The sequence below is a fragment of the Gemmobacter aquarius genome, assembly GCF_003060865.1.
In the GTDB taxonomy this organism is placed as follows: Bacteria; Pseudomonadota; Alphaproteobacteria; order Rhodobacterales; family Rhodobacteraceae; genus Paragemmobacter; species Paragemmobacter aquarius.
On the sequence record NZ_CP028918.1, the window covers coordinates 853,004 to 869,816 of the forward strand.

Annotated in this window: 16 protein-coding genes and 1 tRNA gene; 7 read left to right on the forward strand and 10 right to left on the reverse strand. The window is 63.6% G+C overall.

The genetic code is table 11. From position 1 onward, the window contains the following. The first annotated feature begins 140 nt into the window (after positions 1 to 140). The 4 genes from HYN69_RS04140 to HYN69_RS04155 all read left to right on the forward strand — a co-directional run bounded on the left by HYN69_RS04140 (position 141) and on the right by HYN69_RS04155 (position 4,566). Complete coding sequence (locus HYN69_RS04140) at positions 141 to 1,019, forward strand: LysR substrate-binding domain-containing protein (RefSeq protein ID WP_230426479.1); 879 nt, start codon at positions 141 to 143, stop codon at positions 1,017 to 1,019. Between the two features lie 354 nt (positions 1,020 to 1,373). Further along, on the forward strand, positions 1,374 to 2,339 hold the full coding sequence (gene glpX, locus HYN69_RS04145; RefSeq protein WP_108434633.1) for a class II fructose-bisphosphatase: 966 nt from the start codon (positions 1,374 to 1,376) through the stop codon (positions 2,337 to 2,339). Positions 2,340 to 2,615: 276 nt separating this feature from the next. Next, the gene (gene recJ / locus HYN69_RS04150) at positions 2,616 to 4,367 is read left to right on the forward strand and encodes a single-stranded-DNA-specific exonuclease RecJ (protein WP_108434634.1); all 1,752 of its coding nucleotides are present in this window, start codon (positions 2,616 to 2,618) and stop codon (positions 4,365 to 4,367) included. Between the two features lie 124 nt (positions 4,368 to 4,491). Next, a tRNA-Glu gene (locus tag HYN69_RS04155) sits at positions 4,492 to 4,566 on the forward strand. Positions 4,567 to 4,924: 358 nt separating this feature from the next. On the opposite strand, the gene HYN69_RS04160 is transcribed toward HYN69_RS04155, so the two are convergent. The 5 genes from HYN69_RS04160 to HYN69_RS04180 are packed head-to-tail and all read right to left on the reverse strand — an operon-like array spanning position 4,925 to position 9,702. Then, complete coding sequence (locus HYN69_RS04160; protein WP_108434635.1) at positions 4,925 to 5,689, reverse strand: SDR family NAD(P)-dependent oxidoreductase; 765 nt, start codon at positions 5,687 to 5,689, stop codon at positions 4,925 to 4,927. A 13-nt stretch (positions 5,690 to 5,702) separates the two neighbouring features. Next, on the reverse strand, positions 5,703 to 6,509 hold the full coding sequence (locus HYN69_RS04165; RefSeq protein ID WP_108434636.1) for an ABC transporter permease: 807 nt from the start codon (positions 6,507 to 6,509) through the stop codon (positions 5,703 to 5,705). 9 nt (positions 6,510 to 6,518) lie between these two features. After that, positions 6,519 to 7,376 (reverse strand): ABC transporter permease, encoded by an 858-nt coding sequence (locus tag HYN69_RS04170; RefSeq protein WP_108434637.1) that lies wholly within the window; start codon positions 7,374 to 7,376, stop codon positions 6,519 to 6,521. Between the two features lie 19 nt (positions 7,377 to 7,395). Beyond that, positions 7,396 to 8,544, reverse strand: coding sequence for an ABC transporter substrate-binding protein (locus HYN69_RS04175; RefSeq protein ID WP_108434638.1), 1,149 nt, complete (start codon positions 8,542 to 8,544; stop codon positions 7,396 to 7,398). Between the two features lie 24 nt (positions 8,545 to 8,568). Beyond that, entirely contained in the window at positions 8,569 to 9,702 is a 1,134-nt protein-coding gene (locus tag HYN69_RS04180) for an ABC transporter ATP-binding protein (RefSeq protein ID WP_108434639.1), read from the reverse strand. A 124-nt stretch (positions 9,703 to 9,826) separates the two neighbouring features. Here HYN69_RS04180 and HYN69_RS04185 point away from each other — a divergent pair, with 124 nt between their 5' ends. Further along, the gene (locus HYN69_RS04185; protein ID WP_108434640.1) at positions 9,827 to 10,618 is read left to right on the forward strand and encodes a helix-turn-helix transcriptional regulator; all 792 of its coding nucleotides are present in this window, start codon (positions 9,827 to 9,829) and stop codon (positions 10,616 to 10,618) included. 221 nt (positions 10,619 to 10,839) lie between these two features. Here HYN69_RS04185 and HYN69_RS04190 read toward each other — a convergent pair whose 3' ends face one another. From HYN69_RS04190 to HYN69_RS04200, 3 genes are all read right to left on the reverse strand, one after another. After that, positions 10,840 to 11,775 carry a glycosyltransferase gene (locus HYN69_RS04190; RefSeq protein WP_159082353.1) on the reverse strand — a complete coding sequence of 312 codons (936 nt, stop codon included), beginning with the start codon at positions 11,773 to 11,775 and terminating at the stop codon, positions 10,840 to 10,842. A gap of 107 nt (positions 11,776 to 11,882) precedes the next feature. Next, positions 11,883 to 12,095 (reverse strand): hypothetical protein, encoded by a 213-nt coding sequence (locus HYN69_RS04195; protein ID WP_108434642.1) that lies wholly within the window; start codon positions 12,093 to 12,095, stop codon positions 11,883 to 11,885. A 151-nt stretch (positions 12,096 to 12,246) separates the two neighbouring features. Then, positions 12,247 to 13,164: a LysR substrate-binding domain-containing protein gene (locus HYN69_RS04200; RefSeq protein ID WP_230426480.1), complete on the reverse strand. Its 918-nt coding sequence runs from the start codon at positions 13,162 to 13,164 to the stop codon at positions 12,247 to 12,249. 110 nt (positions 13,165 to 13,274) lie between these two features. On the opposite strand from HYN69_RS04200, the gene HYN69_RS04205 reads away from it, so the two are divergent. Further along, positions 13,275 to 14,507 carry an aminopeptidase P family protein gene (locus HYN69_RS04205; protein WP_108434644.1) on the forward strand — a complete coding sequence of 411 codons (1,233 nt, stop codon included), beginning with the start codon at positions 13,275 to 13,277 and terminating at the stop codon, positions 14,505 to 14,507. A gap of 543 nt (positions 14,508 to 15,050) precedes the next feature. Further along, positions 15,051 to 15,476, forward strand: coding sequence for a CoA-binding protein (locus tag HYN69_RS04210; protein ID WP_108434645.1), 426 nt, complete (start codon positions 15,051 to 15,053; stop codon positions 15,474 to 15,476). 12 nt (positions 15,477 to 15,488) lie between these two features. Here the strand turns inward: HYN69_RS04210 and HYN69_RS04215 are convergent, their stop codons facing one another. Further along, on the reverse strand, positions 15,489 to 16,409 hold the full coding sequence (locus HYN69_RS04215; RefSeq protein ID WP_216824646.1) for a DUF4231 domain-containing protein: 921 nt from the start codon (positions 16,407 to 16,409) through the stop codon (positions 15,489 to 15,491). Then, complete coding sequence (locus HYN69_RS21880; protein WP_108434646.1) at positions 16,361 to 16,771, reverse strand: TIR domain-containing protein; 411 nt, start codon at positions 16,769 to 16,771, stop codon at positions 16,361 to 16,363. Before HYN69_RS21880 ends, HYN69_RS04215 begins: the two co-directional genes overlap by 49 nt. Positions 16,772 to 16,813: the final 42 nt, after the last annotated feature.

The window sequence follows — 16,813 nt, forward strand, 5'->3', positions numbered from 1 at the left end:
TCCATGTCCGTTGAAAAAGGGGAGGGGGCTTCGGGGCGCCCGCCTCGCTGCGACGCTGGTAGCAGATCGGTTCCATTAGTTTAAGTTGTATTTTCTGATAGGCATTATAATTTGACCTTATGAACCTGACCTTCAAACAGATGCGCTATTTCGATGCGCTGGCGCGCCATGGCCATTTCGGCCGTGCTGCCGACACCTGCGCCATCTCGCAGCCTGCGCTGTCGATGCAGATCAAGGAGATGGAGGAGACGCTGGGGCTTGCGCTGTTCGAACGCTCGGCGCGGCAGTTGCGGCTGACGGCGTTCGGCGAGCAATGCCTGACCCGCGTGCGGGCGATCCTGCGGGGGGTGGAGGAGCTTGGCGACCTTGCGCGGGCGTCGCAGGGCAGGCTGGTGGGGCGGCTGCGGATCGGGGTGATCCCGACGGTGGCGCCCTATCTGCTGCCTGCGATCATCGGGCGGCTGACGGCGCTGAACGAGGCGCTGGATATCCATGTGCGCGAGACGGTGACGCCCAAGCTGCTGGCCGAGCTGGAGGAAGGGCGGCTCGATTGCGCGATCCTTGCCTTGCCGGTGTCGGAGGCGTGGCTGGAGGAGACGCCGCTTTTTGCCGAGGATTTCGTGCTGGTGCGGCCTGCTGCCGATGCGGGCAGCCCGGTGCCCAACCGCGAGATGCTGCGCGAGATGCGGCTTTTGCTGCTGGAGGAGGGGCATTGCTTCCGCGATCAGGCGCTGTCCTTCTGTCAGGCGGGATCGGCCCTGCCGCGCGAGTTGCTGGACGGAAGCTCGCTGTCCACGCTGGTGCAGATGGTGGGGGCAGGCATCGGGGTGACGCTGATCCCGGAAATGGCGGTGCCGGTCGAAACGCGGTCGGCGGCGGTGTCGATCGCGCGGTTTGCGGGGGTGCAACCGTCGCGCAGCATCGGGATGGTCTGGCGCAAGGGGTCGGCGCTTGCGGGGCAGCTTGCGGCGATTGCCGAGGTGGTGCGCGACTGCGGCGCGGGGGTGCGAAAAGAGTAATCGTCTTCTTTCCGAGGCGCAGCGGCTGGGTCGGGCCGTGGCCCAAAGCCACGGTCCGCGCACGACCCGCCCCCCGGGTCGTGCGCCAAGGCGCCCGTCCCGCGGGGCGCGCGCGGTCCTAATGGCGGAAGGCAAAAACGCTCCACCGGAGCGTTTTTGCCTTCCTTGTGTCTTGTTCGCCCCGTTACCCTATCCTGATCGCGGCTTTGCTCGCGAAAGCGGAACGCAGCGGCGGCGGGCGGGGTTTCAGGGGCGGCAGTGGCGGCCGAGGGGCTGTTAGCGCCAACAAACTTGCCGCCCCGATGGCCCTTGGCTAAGGGGGCTGCAACCGAACCCAAAGGACAAGCACCGATCATGGCCGACAAGCAGGAATTTCAGGACCGTCTTCTTTCGCTGGGCCTTGCCCGTGTGTCCGAGGCGGCGGCGCTGGCATCGGCGCGGTTGATCGGGCGTGGCGACGAGAAGGCGGCCGATCAGGCGGCGGTGAATGCGATGCGCGACCAGTTGAACCTGCTGGAGATCGCCGGAGTGGTGGTGATCGGCGAGGGCGAGCGCGACGAGGCGCCGATGCTGTTCATCGGCGAGGAGGTCGGCACGGGGCAGGGGCCTGCGGTGGACATAGCACTCGACCCCTTGGAGGGGACGACGCTGACCGCCAAAGACATGCCCAACGCGCTGACCGTGATCGCCATGGCGCCGCGCGGCACGCTGCTGCATGCGCCGGATGTGTATATGGAGAAGCTGGCGATCGGGCCGGGGTTCAAGACGGGGACGGTGACGCTGGCGATGACGCCTTCGGAGCGGGTGAACGCGCTGGCGGCGGCCAAGGGCTGCTCGACGACCGATATCACGGTGTGCGTGCTGGAGCGCCCGCGCCACGAGGAGATGATCGCCGAATTGCGCGCCACGGGGGCGGCGATCCGGCTGATCACCGATGGCGATGTGGCGGGTGTGATGCATTGCGCCGAGCCCGAGGTGACGGGGATCGACATGTATATGGGATCGGGGGGTGCGCCCGAGGGGGTGCTGGCCGCCGCCGCGCTGAAATGCATGGGCGGGCAGTTCTACGGCAAGCTGTTGTTCCGCAACGACGACGAACGCGCCCGCGCCCGCAAGGCGGGGATCACCAACTTTGACCGTGTCTATACCCGCGACGATCTGGTGCGCGGCGACGTGATCTTTGCCGCGACCGGCGTGACCGATGGGTCGCTGCTTGCTGGCATCAAGCGCGAGCCGGGCTGGATCACCACGGAAACCATCCTGATGCGCTCGAAAACCGGATCGGTGCGCCGGATGAGCTATCGCAGCCCTGCCAAGTGACCCCCACCCCGACCCTCCCCCGAGGCGGGGGAGGGAGTGCGGCAGCCTTGCACCGCAGCAGCTGACGCAGGCGTTGCAGGAGGGCTGTCTGCCCTCCTCGCCGCAAGCGGCTCACCTCCCGAGGATATTTGGACGAGTGTGAAAGCAGCGCCGTTTTGGCCTTTCATGCTCGTTCAAATATCCTCGGGGTGAGGCGCGCAGCGCCGAGGGGGTGAAACCCCCTTGCAGCACTTCCGCCCTTGCGACGCGCGCCGCTTTGCGCCATCCCATTGCGCCATGACGGGACGCGCTTTTCTGAATGTCGAAGCCTCGCTGACCGGACGCCGCTGGATCGGCCCGTCCGAGGATGAGGCGCGTCTGGCCGAGGCCATGGCGCAGCAGACGCGCCTTCCGATGGCGCTGTGTCATACGCTGGTCAAGCGCGGGGTAGCACCTGCCGATGCGGCGGCCTATCTGGCGCCCGCGCTGCGCGATCTTTTGCCGGACCCGCTGTCGTTGCGCGATATGGCCAAGGCTGCGGCGCGGTTTCTCGCGGCGCTGAAGGCGCGGCAAAGGGTTGCCGTCTTTGCCGATTACGATGTCGACGGGGGCACTTCGGCTGCTTTGGTGATCCTGTGGCTGCGGGCGATGGGGCATGATGCCACGCTGTATATCCCTGACCGGATCGATGAGGGGTATGGTCCGAACGTGCCTGCGATGCGGGCGCTTGCGGGGACGCATGATCTGGTCATCTGCGTCGATTGCGGCACCCTTTCGCATGAACCGATTGCCGCCGCCGTGGCTGCGGGGGCGGATGTGGTGGTGCTGGACCATCACCTTGGCGCCGACACGCTGCCGCCCGCTTTGGCCGTGGTGAACCCCAACCGGCAGGACGAGGATGGCGCGCTGGGCCATTTATGCGCGGCCTCGGTGGTGTTTTTGATGCTGGTCGAGGCCAACCGGCTGTTGCGGGGCGAGGGCGTGACGGGGCCTGACCTGATGGGGATGCTCGATCTGGTGGCGCTGGCGACGGTGGCGGATGTGGCGCCGTTGGTCGGGGTGAACCGGGCGCTGGTGCGGCAAGGGCTTAAGGTGATGGCGCGGCGCGAGCGCGTGGGGTTGCGGGCGCTGGCCGATATCTCGCGGCTCGACACTGCGCCGACCTGCCATTCGCTGGGGTTTCTACTGGGTCCGCGGGTCAATGCAGGCGGGCGGATCGGGCAGGCGGATCTGGGCGCGCGGCTTTTGTGCTGCGGCGACGAGCACGAGGCCAAGGCGCTGGCCGAGCGGCTGGACGAGTTGAACACCGAGCGCCGCGATATCGAGGCCCGCGTGCGCGAGGAAGCCATGGCGCAGGCCGAAGCGCGGGGCTTTGATGCGCCCTTGGTCTGGGCGGCGGCCGAGGGGTGGCACCCCGGTGTCGTCGGCATCGTCGCGAGCCGCCTGAAAGAGGCGACGAACCGCCCCGCGATTGTCATCGGGTTCGAAGGCGGCATCGGCAAAGGGTCGGGGCGATCGGTTTCCGGTGTCGATCTGGGCGCGTCGATCCACCGGCTGGCCGAGGAGGGGTTGCTGGTCAAGGGCGGCGGGCACCGCATGGCGGCAGGGCTGACCGTGGCGCAAGACAAGGTGGAGGCCGCGATGGCGCGCCTGTCGGAATTGCTTGCCCGTCAGGGTGCGGGGGCAGGCGGGCCTGCGGACCTGAAGCTTGACGGGTTGTTGATGCCTTCCGGCGCAGACCTTGCGCTGGTCGAGCGGTTGGAGGAGGCCGGACCCTTTGGCGCATCGTCGCCCGCGCCGCGCTTTGCCTTTGCCGACATGGCAGTGACTGCGCGTCGCATCGGCGAAAGCCACCTGCGGCTGACGATCAAGGACGGCATGGGCGGGAGCCTTGAAGGGGTGGCCTTCGGGGCGTTCGATACGGCGCTTGGGCCTGCGCTGTTCGAGGGGGGGCATACCCGGTTTCACATTGCCGGGCGGCTGGAGTTGAACACCTGGAACGGCCGGACCAAGGTGCAGTTGCGCGTCGAGGACGCCGCCCGCGCCTGACCTGTGGCGGGCTGCCGTGCCGAGGCAAGCCTTTGGTCCGGTTTCGAAACCCGCGCGTGCTGTCCGGTGCATTTTTCCTCTTGCGAGTCACCCCGCCGCCGATTAGACACCGCCCACCAACCGCGGCCCGTTCGTCTATCGGTTAGGACACCTGGTTTTCAACCAGGTAAGAGGGGTTCGACTCCCCTACGGGCTGCCAAAATTTCTTATGAAATCGTCGGAGACTGACAGCTTGTCTGCAAGGTTCGACGCCGCTGTTGGTCGGGTTGGTCAAACGGGGTGCAGGCAATGTTTGCGGGCTTGGGCATTTTGTTTGTCGCCACTATCGCCCTGTTAGCCCCTGTCACATAGGGTTCGGCGGTCTTGGTGGTGCGGTGTGCGGGGAGGCTTGCGCTCTCGCACAGGGTCGCGCCCGCTTCGGCAAGGCGTTTCGTGCCGGCCTTTCGACGGATCAATCCGTCCGTCACCACCGCAGAAAGCGATAGCCGCGCCATGCGCCGATGACGGAGATTTCAAGCCCATACCACGCCCGATCGACATGGGGGATTTCTGCGCGGTCAGAGGATCTCGCCGCCGTCGATCACCAAGGCGAGGCCGGTGACGAAGGACGATCTGTCGGAGGCGAGGAAGACGATCCCGTCGGCCACTTCTTCGGGCGTGGCCCAACGGCCCATCGGGATGGTGTCGCGCACGTAGCTTTCGAGTTGGCTGCGCCCGCCCATCTGGCGTTCGAAGCCTGCGTTGAAGGGGGTGTCGACGAAGCCGGGGCAAAGCGCGTTGAAACGGATATTCTCGCGCGCGTAGTCGGCGGCCATCTGGCGGACCATGGCGACGGCGGCATGTTTGGTGGTGGCATAGGAGATCATGCCGCGGTCATACTGGCAGCCCGAATTCGAGGCGGTCACGATGACAGAACCGCCCCCCTGCGACCGCATGGCGGGCAGCACGGCGCGGGCAAGCACGAAATGCGCCCTTACGTTCAACTGCCATGCAAGGTCCATCTGGTCGGGTGTCACGTCTTCGAGGCGGCCAGCGATCTGGATGCCGGCGTGCGAGTGCAGAACGTCGATCCGGCCGTGCCGTGCAAGGGTTGCTGCGACACAGGCGGCCATGGCCGCATCGTCGCGCACGTCGAGCGCGAGGGGTTGGGCCTTGCCGCCCGAGGCGAAGATCGCATCACAGGTTGCCTGTGACAGGGCGGGGTCTAGGTCGGTTGCGACCACGGTGGCACCTTCGCGGGCCATGGCGATTGCGCCTGCCCGCCCGATGCCGGAGCCTGCGCCGGTTACCAGCACGATCCTGCCGTCGAGACAGCCTGTCATCGCATCCCCCGCTTCATGTCCGTTCTGCCTTGGTCGAGCGGCGCAACAGAACCTGCGCCATGACGAGCAGCAGGAGAGATGCCCCCATGACCATGGTTCCGATGGCGTTGATTTCCGGCGTCACGCCGCGCCGGATGGAAGAGAAGATGTAGATCGGCAGGGTCGTTTCGGAGCCTGCGACGAAGAAGGCGATGATGAAATCGTCAAAGCTGAAGGTGAAGCTGAGAAGGAAGCCTGCAAGGATCGCCGGGGCGAGCAGGGGGAGCGTCACCTGCCAGAAGGTGGCCAGCGGTCCTGCGCCCAGATCGCCGGACGCTTCGATCAGGGTGCGGTCCAGCGCCTCGATCCGGGCGCGGACAATGACGATGACGAGCGACATGGTGAAAAGGACATGCGCCGCGGTCAGGCTGGCAAAGCCCATCGACAGCCGGTAGCCGGTCAGGGATTCGAGCCACGGGTTGACGGTGTCAAACAGGGTGACGAGCGCGATCAGCGTGGCGATGCCGATGACGATGCCGGGGATCATGATCGCGACATAGACCATCGCATCGAAGAGCACGCGGATGCGTCCGGTCATGCCGGTCAGGGCGAGTGCGGCCATGGTGCCGAAGACCGAGGCCAGCACGGCCGAGACGAAGGCGACCGAGGCCGAGGTTTGCAGCGCATCGACCACGAAGGGGTTTGAGAGAGCCTTGCCATACCATTGCAGGGAAAAGCCCTGCATCTGGCTGGCCGAGCGCCCCGCCGAAAAGCTGAACAGCGCGATGATCCCGATGGGGAGATAGAGGAAGATATAGACGAGCGTGGCGTAGATGCGCATTCCGGCCCCCTACATCAGGCCGACATCGTCGCGTGCCGCCCCGATGCGACGCAAGAACCGCATGTAGAGCGTGACAACGACAAGCATCGTGGCGACCAGTGTCACCGCCATGGCCGAGCCAAAGGCCCAGTTGCGCGATTGCAGGAAAAGATCGACCAGCGCGTTGCCGACGAAGAACACCTTTCCGCCGCCGAGCATCTGCGGGATCAGGTATTCGCCCATCAGCAGGATCAGGACGAGCATCGACCCCGTGGCAATTCCGGGCAGGGACAGCGGCAGGGTGATCTGCATGAAGCGCCGCCATGGCGGGGCGCCAAGATCGGAGGCGGCCTCGAGCAGGCGTTTGTCGAGCTTTTCCAGACTGACGTAGATGGGAAAGACCATCAGCGGAAGGTAGCCGTAGACGATGCCCAAGAGCACGGCGAAGGGTGTGTTGATCAGCCGCAAGTCGCCCAGACCGAGGTCGGCCAGCAGTTGCGGTATGCCGCGCCCGCCCAAGAGGAAGATCCACGCATAGGAGCGGATCAGGATCGAGGTCCAGAACGGCACGATCACGAGGACCAGAAGCACGGTGCGCCATCGGGCGGTGACGCGGACGGCGAGGAAATAGGCCAGCGGATAGGCGATCAGCAGGGCCGCGAGCGTTCCGGCGGGGGCCAGCATGAAGGTGTTCTTGAACGCTGCCCAGCGGCTGCCCAGATTGGCGTATTGGGCAAGGGTGAAGGCGGGGGCGTAACCGCCCGCCGCCGCGCGTTCGCCGAAGGAATAGACGAGGACGACGGCCAAGGGCAGCACCAGAAGCGCCGCATACCAGAGCCCCGCAGGACCCAACAGCAGATAGCGCGTCTTTTGCCGCGTCATGGCCATCGTCCGGTCCGTTCCCGCCTTATGCCGACTTGAACCGTGCCATGACCTCGGCGCGGTTCGGGTCGGTCAGGGTTACCGCCGCGCCGAATTCCTGCGCGTTCAGAAGGTCTGCCGCAGGATAGAGGATCGGGTCGGACAGCACTTCGGGTGGCAAGAGGGCGTTCACGCGGGAATCCGCGACGGGGAAGCCGTGGGCCATCGCCTCGCGCGCGTTGACCTCGGGGGTGATCAGGTAGTTGATCAGGGCGTAGGCGGCTTCGCGGTTCGGCGCGTTTTTCGGGATGGCGTAGTAGTCGGACCAGATCTCGCCGCCATCCTTGCCAAGGGCGAAGTGGATTTCGGGGATGTCGCGGTTCATCTGCTTGCCTTCGCCGGTCCAGCACATGGTCAGCCAAGCATCGCCGTTTCGCATGGCGGGCTGGTAATCGGAGGTGATCGCGAAGAGGTGGGGCTTTACCTCGATCAGCAGCTTTTCGGCATCGGCGAGTTCGGCCGGATCGACCGAATTGAAGGAATGGCCGAAGTATTTCAGCGCGCTGCCGATGGTGGTCAGCTGGTAGTCATGCACCATGGTCCGGCCCGAGAAATCGGTCTTGGTGATGTCGAAGAAGTCCTTCCAGCTGGTGAAGGGCGCCTTTGCCTTGGTGCTGTCCCATGCCATGCCGGTGGTGCCCCAGTTCTTGGGCACGGCATAGAGTTTGCCGCGGACGCTGCCTGCTTCGGCAAAGCGTGCCTCGAATGTCGTGGCGTCGTAATTGGGCAGCTTGGACAGGTCGAGCGGTTCGATCAGGTCGGCTTCGACATAGGTGGTGATGGTATAGTTCGTGGGCACGAACACATCCCAGCCCGAGCCGCCCGCCTGCAACTTGGCCAGCATCTCTTCGTTGGAGCCGAAGACATTGACCTGCACCGCCGCACCGGTTTCGGCGGCGAATGTGTCGAAGTTGGCCGGATCGTGATAGTTCGGCCATGTCGCCAGAACCACCTGATCGCCGATGCCTTGGGCAAAGGCGCGCGACGGGCGCAGGAGCGGCACGCCCATCACGGCCATGGCGGTGCCAAGCCCCGTCACGCCCAGAAAGTGGCGGCGGCTGACCGAGCCTTTCTTGTAACGTAGCAACTCTTCGATAAACTTCTGCCGAGTGATCGGAGCCTTGTCGTCTTGCATGGATCCATTCCCTTGTTGGAGGTGTCAGTCTTGACCGAGGATCAGGCCTTCGCCGTGATCCCACAGAACGTGGACGGTCGTCCCCACGTCGGCACCCGACAGGCTTCTTTCGGCCTGTCTGGGCAAAGTCACCTGCACCTGCCCCAGAAGGGGATGGTGCAGCAGGCATTCGATATGTTCGCCGAGAAACGTCTTGTGCGTGATCTGCGCGGCGATCGCGAGGCCAGAGGCATCTGCGGGCGGGATGGCCGAGAGGCGCAGCGCCTCGGGGCGGATCGAGATGTGGACCTGCTGGCCCGCCGTTACGGCAAAGGGGGCTTGTACCGTCACATCTAGCCCGTCGCCCAGCGATACCTGCGCGTCCTGTCCGGTTTGCGACCGCACCTTTGCGGGCAGGATGTTCGCGCGACCGACGAAACCCGCGACGTAGCGGTTGGCGGGGCGGTCGTAGAGTTCGCGCGGCGTGCCGATCTGGGCGATGCGCCCCTGACCCATGATGCAGATGCGATCGGACATCGACAGTGCTTCCTGCTGGTCATGCGTGACCAGAACGAAAGTGATGCCGAGCGAGCGTTGCAGCGAAAGCAGTTCCATTTGCATCTCGGCGCGGAGTTTGGCGTCGAGGGCTGCCATGGGTTCGTCGAGGAGCAGCATCTTGGGTTCGTTCACGATGGCCCGAGCCAGCGCCACGCGCTGTTGCTGGCCGCCCGACATCTGCCAGATGCGGCGCGGCCCGAATTCGGGCAAGCGGACCGTTTCAAGTGCGCGATCCACGCGGCGCGCGATTTCAGCCGCGGCAAGGCGCGGGCGGCGCTGGCGCAGGCCGTAGCCGACATTTTCGGCCGCTGTCATATGCGGGAACAGGGCGTATTGCTGGAACACCATGTTGACGGGGCGCTGGTGCGCGGGCGAGCCGGACATATCCTGCCCGTCGATCAGGATGCGGCCTTCGGTCGGGGACTCGAGCCCTGCGAGCATGCGTAGCGCGGTCGTCTTGCCGCAGCCGGACGGGCCGAGGAAGGACAGGAACTCGCCCCGCCGGATTTGCAGGTTCAGGCGGTCTGCGGCCAGAACGGTCCCGTAGCGTTTCGTGGTCGCCACGAATTCCGCGATGATCGGGGCTGTCTGCAAGTGCTGGCTTTGGGGCGGGCCCGACATCTGATCCCTGCGGTTGCTGCGCGGTGCTTTCCGTTCCGATTATGCCTGTAGCCTATGAAGGGGGGGAAAGACTGTATATATCCCAAAAGGCATAGAGGACGGCAAAAGGGGGCAAGCGCGGGGGATGGGCTGGCACAAGGCAAGCGCCGGTGTGGTCGACGCGCTGCACGGGCCGGAGTTCGCGCCTGCGCTGATTGCGGCGTTGCGGACGCTTGCGCCGTTCGAACATAGCGTGACCTTTGCCTATCATGGCGATCGGCGGCCTTTGGCGCTGCATGACGAGTTTCCCGACTGGAAGCGCAAGGTGATGGTGGCCGATTATCAGGCCGGGCCCTATCTGCTCGATCCGTTCTACCTGCATGCCACGGTGCAGCCCCTGACCGTGCCGCGTCTGGTGCGTCTGCGCGACCTTGCGCCCGACCGGTTCTATCAGGGCGAGTATTTCCGCAATTACTATGTTCGCACCGAACTGGCCGAAGAGATCGGTTTCATGGTCGATGCGGGGCAGGGCGTGCGCGTGGTGATTTCGGCAATGCGCAGCCTGCGGGTGTTTTCAGCGCGGGAATTCCGCGATCTGGAGGCGGCGCTGCCCTTTGTGGCGGCTGTGGTGCGGCGGAACTGGGGGGATCTGCTGGCGCAGTTTGGCGAGGTGCCGCGCGAGGGGCAAGGGCCGGCGCTGACATCGCTGATCGACCGCGCTTTCCGCAGCGTGGGGCGCAACCTGCTGACCGCGCGCGAGACGGAAGTGGTGGAGTATACGTTGAAAGGCTATTCCGCCGAGGCGACGGGTCAGGCCATGGGCATTACGCCCGGCACGGTGCGTATCCACAAGCGCAACATCTACGCCAAGCTGCAGATCGGGTCGCAGGGCGAGTTGTTCTCGCGGTTCATTTCGACCCTGTCGGCAATAAAATAGCTTCGGGATGCTTGCGGCGGAGCGGGATGATGCGGTCTGGCACGCCACGGCACGGCACGGGCTGCGGCGCATACCGGGACCATCGACACCATCGCGACGAGGCCGGGCCTGTGACAGGACCAGTCGCTTGGAGGGGCGCAGTCTGATGGGCGCAGTCTGGGGGGGCGCAGTCTGGCACCCTTTGGCCCCGAGGTGGCGCCGTGCTTTAGCCGACCGGACGTTCAGAAGGGGTAGCCGACCCAGGCGTCCTGAAGTCTCAGGCGTTTTCCGACCCAGTTCACCAGTGCATCCAGCCGGTTCGTCGCCCCGATGCGGACGCCGTAGTCGCTTAGTCGCCGCAGGTGCAGCGCGCGGACGTCTGCCGGCCATGTCAGCATCCGCCGGACGTAATGGCGCAGGTATGTCCGGCGGAGTTCGCGGAAGCGGTCGGGGGGATAGACGTTCGGCCCGTAGCGGTCCATGTAGATCAGCCATTCGAGGAAGTGCAGTTTCCGCCTCGAAATGACGTCGCGGCTGATGGCGGCGTCGTGTTCGCGGGTGAAACCGAGCGGTTCGGGATCGAAGGCGAAGGCCGCATCCTGCAACACGCGCAGGCACATGTCATTGTCGGCGAGGACCAGCGTTTCGTCGAAGGGGCGGCCCTTGGCGTAGACGAGATCGCGCCGGACGAGCATGTGGGGCCCCATCAGGCTGCCCTGGTATTCGAAATATCTGCGGCAGGCTTCGTGGCCGTCGAGAACGAGCGGTTCTGCGCCCCAGCGCATGTTCTCGATGGTCTCGTTGCGGAACTGGCCGCATCCGACCAAGCCGATTGCAGGATTGCTTTCGCCCAAGGCTGTGGCGCGGGCGATGGTGTCGGGGCGGATGCGGTCATCGGCGCAGAGCAACCTGACCCACCGCGCCTGATGTGGCGCAAGGTCCAGCGCGCGGTTCCAGTTGGCCATCTGCGGCAGCACGACAGCCGCGCGCGAGGTCACGACCGGGACGCGGGCGTTGCGGTAACGGGCGAGGATTTCGGCGGTTTCGTCGGTCGAGGCGTTGTCGCTGACGACGTGGACGAGGTTCGGGTAGGTCTGTGCCTGCACGGAGTCGAGTGCTTCCTTTAGATATTGGGCACCGTTGAGGACCGGTGTGCAGATCGCCACGAGAATATACAAGGCAGACCTCTTCCGGATTAGGTCGGCATAAACTTGCCAGAGACCGGGTGGATGTTGCGCGGGAAACTGCCGTCGGCGGAGATTTGTTCCCTTGGCATGAAGGGCGGTCAGCGGGCCTGCGGGGCGCGTCGGGATCGGGGGATCGTCACCTTGCCGGATGTTTGGTCTACAGACACGCCCAGTTCGGCCAGTTCGTCGTTGAGCTGGGCGATCCCGCGCGACGACAGGGTGCGGAGCGCTGCGGCAAGGGCGGCCGAGGGGGCCACTTCGGGTGTGGCCGCGTAAGCGATCCTTAGCGAATGAAGCGTGTCGACCGGCACAGGCTTTCTCCTACGTTTGGCCGAATTTGCGCGCTTTGATGGATGGTTCCAACCTGTCCTATGGTCTGACCGACCCATTCCGAGACGCACAGGAGGCGGGGGGTGCCTTTGGCTGGGGAAGGCGGCCCCGGGGTCGGGCGGTTGCCCTGTCCTATCGGGATTGATCGGTCTGCCAGTCTTGCAGCGAGCGTTCGGCGAAGGCCCAGTCGCGAAAGGCGCGGGCCTGTTCGAGCAGGGCGGCCGAGCCGAGGGGCCCCCAGAGCAGGTAGTAGCCGGTATCGTCGAGTACGGTAACGTCGGAAAGGCGCGTCAGGCGGTTGGCCTCGATATCGGGGCGGACCATGGCGAGTGGGCAGAGGGCGACGCCCTGACCGGAGAGCGCGGCGGCGCGCAGGAGGTTGAAATCTTCGAAGATCGGGCCTGCGGCGGCAGGGCGGTGGGCGGCGCCCGCGCGGTCGAACCATTCCTGCCAGCCCGTGTGGTCGGTGTCGTGCAGGAGGGGGAGGGAGAGGATCGTTTCGACCGGCGGGGCGGCGGGGTCGATCGTCGCGGCGAGGGCGGGGCTGCAGACGGGGACCGAATGGCCGGGCAGGAAGGGTTCGATCCGCGATCCGGGAAGCGAGACGCTGCCACGCGAGAAGACGAAGGCGAGGTGGACATTGGCAAAGTCGATGTCGCGGCCGTGCATGGCGTAGATGATGCGTATGTCGATGTCGGGCCTTGCTGCGCGGAAGCCGGCGAGGCGGGGGATCAGCCAGCAAATGGCGACCGAAGGGATCGCCGCGATCACGAGGGTTTGCCGTGTGGAGGCATCGCGGGCGCGCTGGCAGGCGGTGGCGATCTGGCCGAAGGAGAGCGAGAGGTTGCGGGCCAGTTCCTCGGCGAAGGGAAGGGGTTTGGGGCGGTTGCCTTCACGCAGGAAGAGGGGGGTGCCGAACCAGTCCTCGAGGTGCTTGATCTGGTGGCTGACGGCGCTTTGCGTGACGAAGAGCTGGTCTGCGGCAGCGGTGAACGAGCCGGTGCGGACGACGGCCTCGAAGGCGCGAAGGGCGTTGAGGGGGAGGAGCACGGGGCGGGCCTTTGTATGAGTTTTTCTAATGTTTTTATGAGAAAGGCTCTTTTGACAAGGGCTTTCGTCTTGATGGATCATGAACGCAGATCAGGACAGGAGTGCGCCCCATGCAACGCGAGAGACTTCAGAACTATGTCGGCAACGGCACGCCCGTTGCGCCCACGTTTTCGGCGACCGAGATGCAGCGGCGTCTGGATGCGATCCGGGGTGTGATGGCCAGGGAAGGCATCGATGCGGCGCTGTTCACCAGCTACCATTGCATCAACTACTACTCGGATTTCATGTTCTGCCAGTTCGGGCGGCGCTACGGGTTTCTGGTGGACCATTCGGTCGCCACGTCGATTTCTGCGGGCATCGACGGCGGGCAGCCGTGGCGGCGGACCTTCGGTGGCAAGAATGTCACCTATACCGACTGGCAAAAGGACAACTATTTCCACGCGATCCGCCAGCTGACCGGCGGCGTCAAGCGGCTGGGGATCGAGTTCGACCACATCACCATCGACACGCTGAACCTGCTCAAGTCCGAATTCCCCGGCGTGGAATTCGTCGACATCGCAGGCCATTCGATGAAGCTGCGGATGATCAAATCGGCCGAGGAAATCGCCCATATCGAAAAGATGACCCGCATCGCCGATATCGGCGGCGGCGCCGTGGTGGAAGCCATCGCGGTCGGCGCCCCCGAGCACGAGGTCGCGCTGCATTCCACCGCCACCATGGTGCGCGAGATCGCCCGCATCTGGCCGCAGGGCGAGCTTTTGGACACCTGGACGTGGTTCCAGTCGGGCATCAACACCGACGGCGCGCATAACCCGGTGACCAGCCGCAAGATCGAGGCGGGCGACATCCTGTCGCTCAACTGCTTCCCGATGGTGGCCGGCTACTATGTGGCGCTGGAGCGCACGCTGTTTGCGGAACACGCGAGTGACGAGCATATCCGGCTGTGGGACTTCAACTGCAAGGTCCATGACAAGGGCAAGGAGCTGCTGGTTCCGGGCAACAAGTGCAGCGATATCGCCAAGGAATTGAACGAGATGTATGCGGCCGAGAACCTGCTGCAATACCGCTCGTTCGGCTATGGCCATTCGTTCGGCGTGCTGTGCCACTACTACGGCCGCGAGGCGGGGCTTGAGCTGCGCGAGGATTGCGACACGGTTCTGGAGCCGGGCATGGTGGTGTCGATGGAGCCGATGATCACCATTCCGGACCACATGGCAGGCGCGGGCGGCTACCGCGAGCATGACATCCTGGTGATCACCGACAAGGGCAACCGCAATATCACCGGCTTCCCCTACGGACCCGAGCACCTGATCGTCAAAGGCAAGCGCAAGGCCGCGCAGTAACACCACCCTTGCCGCAGCGTTCCGGCGCTGCGGCAAGCGTTCGAGGCGCAGAATAAAGCAGACCATCACCTGAGCGTCGGGCGGAATCTTGAAGGTCAAAGCGTCCCCCCCGACCTTGGCGGCCACATCACCGCCCACCTGACCGCTGCACCTTGGCTGGTTCTTGTTCCCTGGTCGAAGGCTTGCGCTGTCTCAGCGTCAATCTCAAACCGGATGAGGCGAAGGGGGCAACGCCAGCGCGGTTCACCCCAAAGTCAGCTGCAAGGTCGGTCGCAGGGATGGTGCAACTGCGCTTTGCCCCTGTCCTGATCGTCGGTCTGTCGGGGTTTGGTTGCTGCCCGTTTGCGGTCACGTTCCGTTGATGGGAACTTTAATTCGGCTTTGCGGTTTCTAAGTCACAGCAGAGGGGCGGGCCCGGAACTCCCGTCCTTTCTATTCACTGTCCCTCGTTCCGCGACTGGCGCCCGGCCCGCAAGGCTCGGGCGTCTTTTTCTTTTGCGGGTGGGGCGCTAGGCTGCGGACGGCTGGATAAGGGGATCTGCGATGGATGGCAGCGACGGGGATGCGGTGATCCGCGATGTGCTGGGGCGGGTGAAGACGATTGCCGTGGTCGGCTGGTCGCCCAAGCCCGAGCGGGCAAGCCACGGGGTGGCGGCGTTTTTGCACCGGCGCGGGTACCGGGTTGTTCCGGTCAACCCCGGACAGGCCGGGCAGGTGGCGCTGGGCGAGGTGGTGCGGGCGTCACTGTCCGAAATCGATGGGCCGGTGGATATGGTCGACATCTTCCGCCGGTCCGAGGAGGCAGGCGCGGTGGTGGACGAGGCGCTGCGCGTGCTGCCGGGGCTGGTGGCGGTCTGGATGCAGCTTGGCGTGGTGGACGAGGCGGCTGCGGCGCGGGCACGGGCGGCGGGGGTGGCGGTGGTGATGGACCGCTGTCCGGCGATAGAGATGGGGAGGTTGGGGTTGTGAGGGGGGGGGCGGCTATTGAAACGATTGACGAGCGACCCATTGCGTATGCTCGCGAGAGAAAGCTTGTTCAGCTTCTAATACAAATTTGGCGAGTTGCTCTTCATTCTTAACTTGTCTTAATGGGCCGAATGTAAGGCCGATTTCGTGTGCGGTTAAAGTATACGATGAGGCTAATTCATTAAATTTCTTGATTTGTGTCCAGCCAACTATAGTTGATGCGGCAAGAATAAACGTGTCGACTGGAATAATGCCGATTTCAAGGTGCGCAATGCGCATGAGGCTTGCAGCGATGGCGAACAAATAAATTATGATTGCTGTTCCTACCCAGAGCGTGCTCCTGTTCTTGTTCTCTTCGGCGCGCTTTGTGTACCATCTAAGCTGTTCATTAACTCGATGCTCCCGATAAAACTTTAATCTTTCCATCCAGTCCGAGGCGCGAATCTCTCCCATTCGAGAGGTAATTTGATCTTCTGCCGCTCTGTCAGCAGGTATCTTGTCGCCAATGGACCTATTGGCATCCAAAATCAGTCGTAAATGCTGCTGAAACTCTTCGCGGGTCTCGGCTTCGTCGTTCTCGTTCCCAAAAGGAGCGGAGCGCATGGCATACCGCCAAGAAGAAGTCTTTATCGATTCCGCAAGAGCCCTCCCCTTGTACCAATCTTGCTCAGGTTTTAACCAGTTGCGCGTAGCAGCGACCATCATGGTAATAAGGAAAATGAGGGCTGAACCTGCATAATACGTTCGGTCTTCATAAGCATTCGCTGAGACGAATGACGCAACTATCAACAAGGCATATTCAAGGATTATGAGTCTAAAATAACGTTGCTGCGATTTATCTGAAAAGTCTCCAGCTGCATGGTAAATTGGGGGGTAGGAAAAACTTTTCACGGTACAAGCCTTCTTATGGCCGACACAATTGATGCGGAATTCCAAGAAACCATTTCATCTGCCGCTGTTTCAACTGCAACTGGCGTACGTTGTTCGCCCCACCTTCGAATGCCCAATATGGGTTTCCCCAGATCCTTAGCGAAATCCATTTCGAACTGGATCCAATCACTATGGTTTACATACATTCCAGAAACAATAACGACGCACTGTACAGGTCTAATTTGGTTCCGTATTGCTTCGGTGAGTTGTGCAGAACTCATCCTCGGGAATGCGTCATCAACAGGTACAGAGTAGTTAGACCATCTAAAATTGGGCGCTTCATTTAGGAAACGCACAGCTCGGTTGTATCTTTCACTGTATGACCAAGCATGGCTGATGAACAGGCGATAATTGTGCAATGCCGGCATCTGCTTTGGCTCACTCTTAAAATTACAACCTTAAGAAGTAGA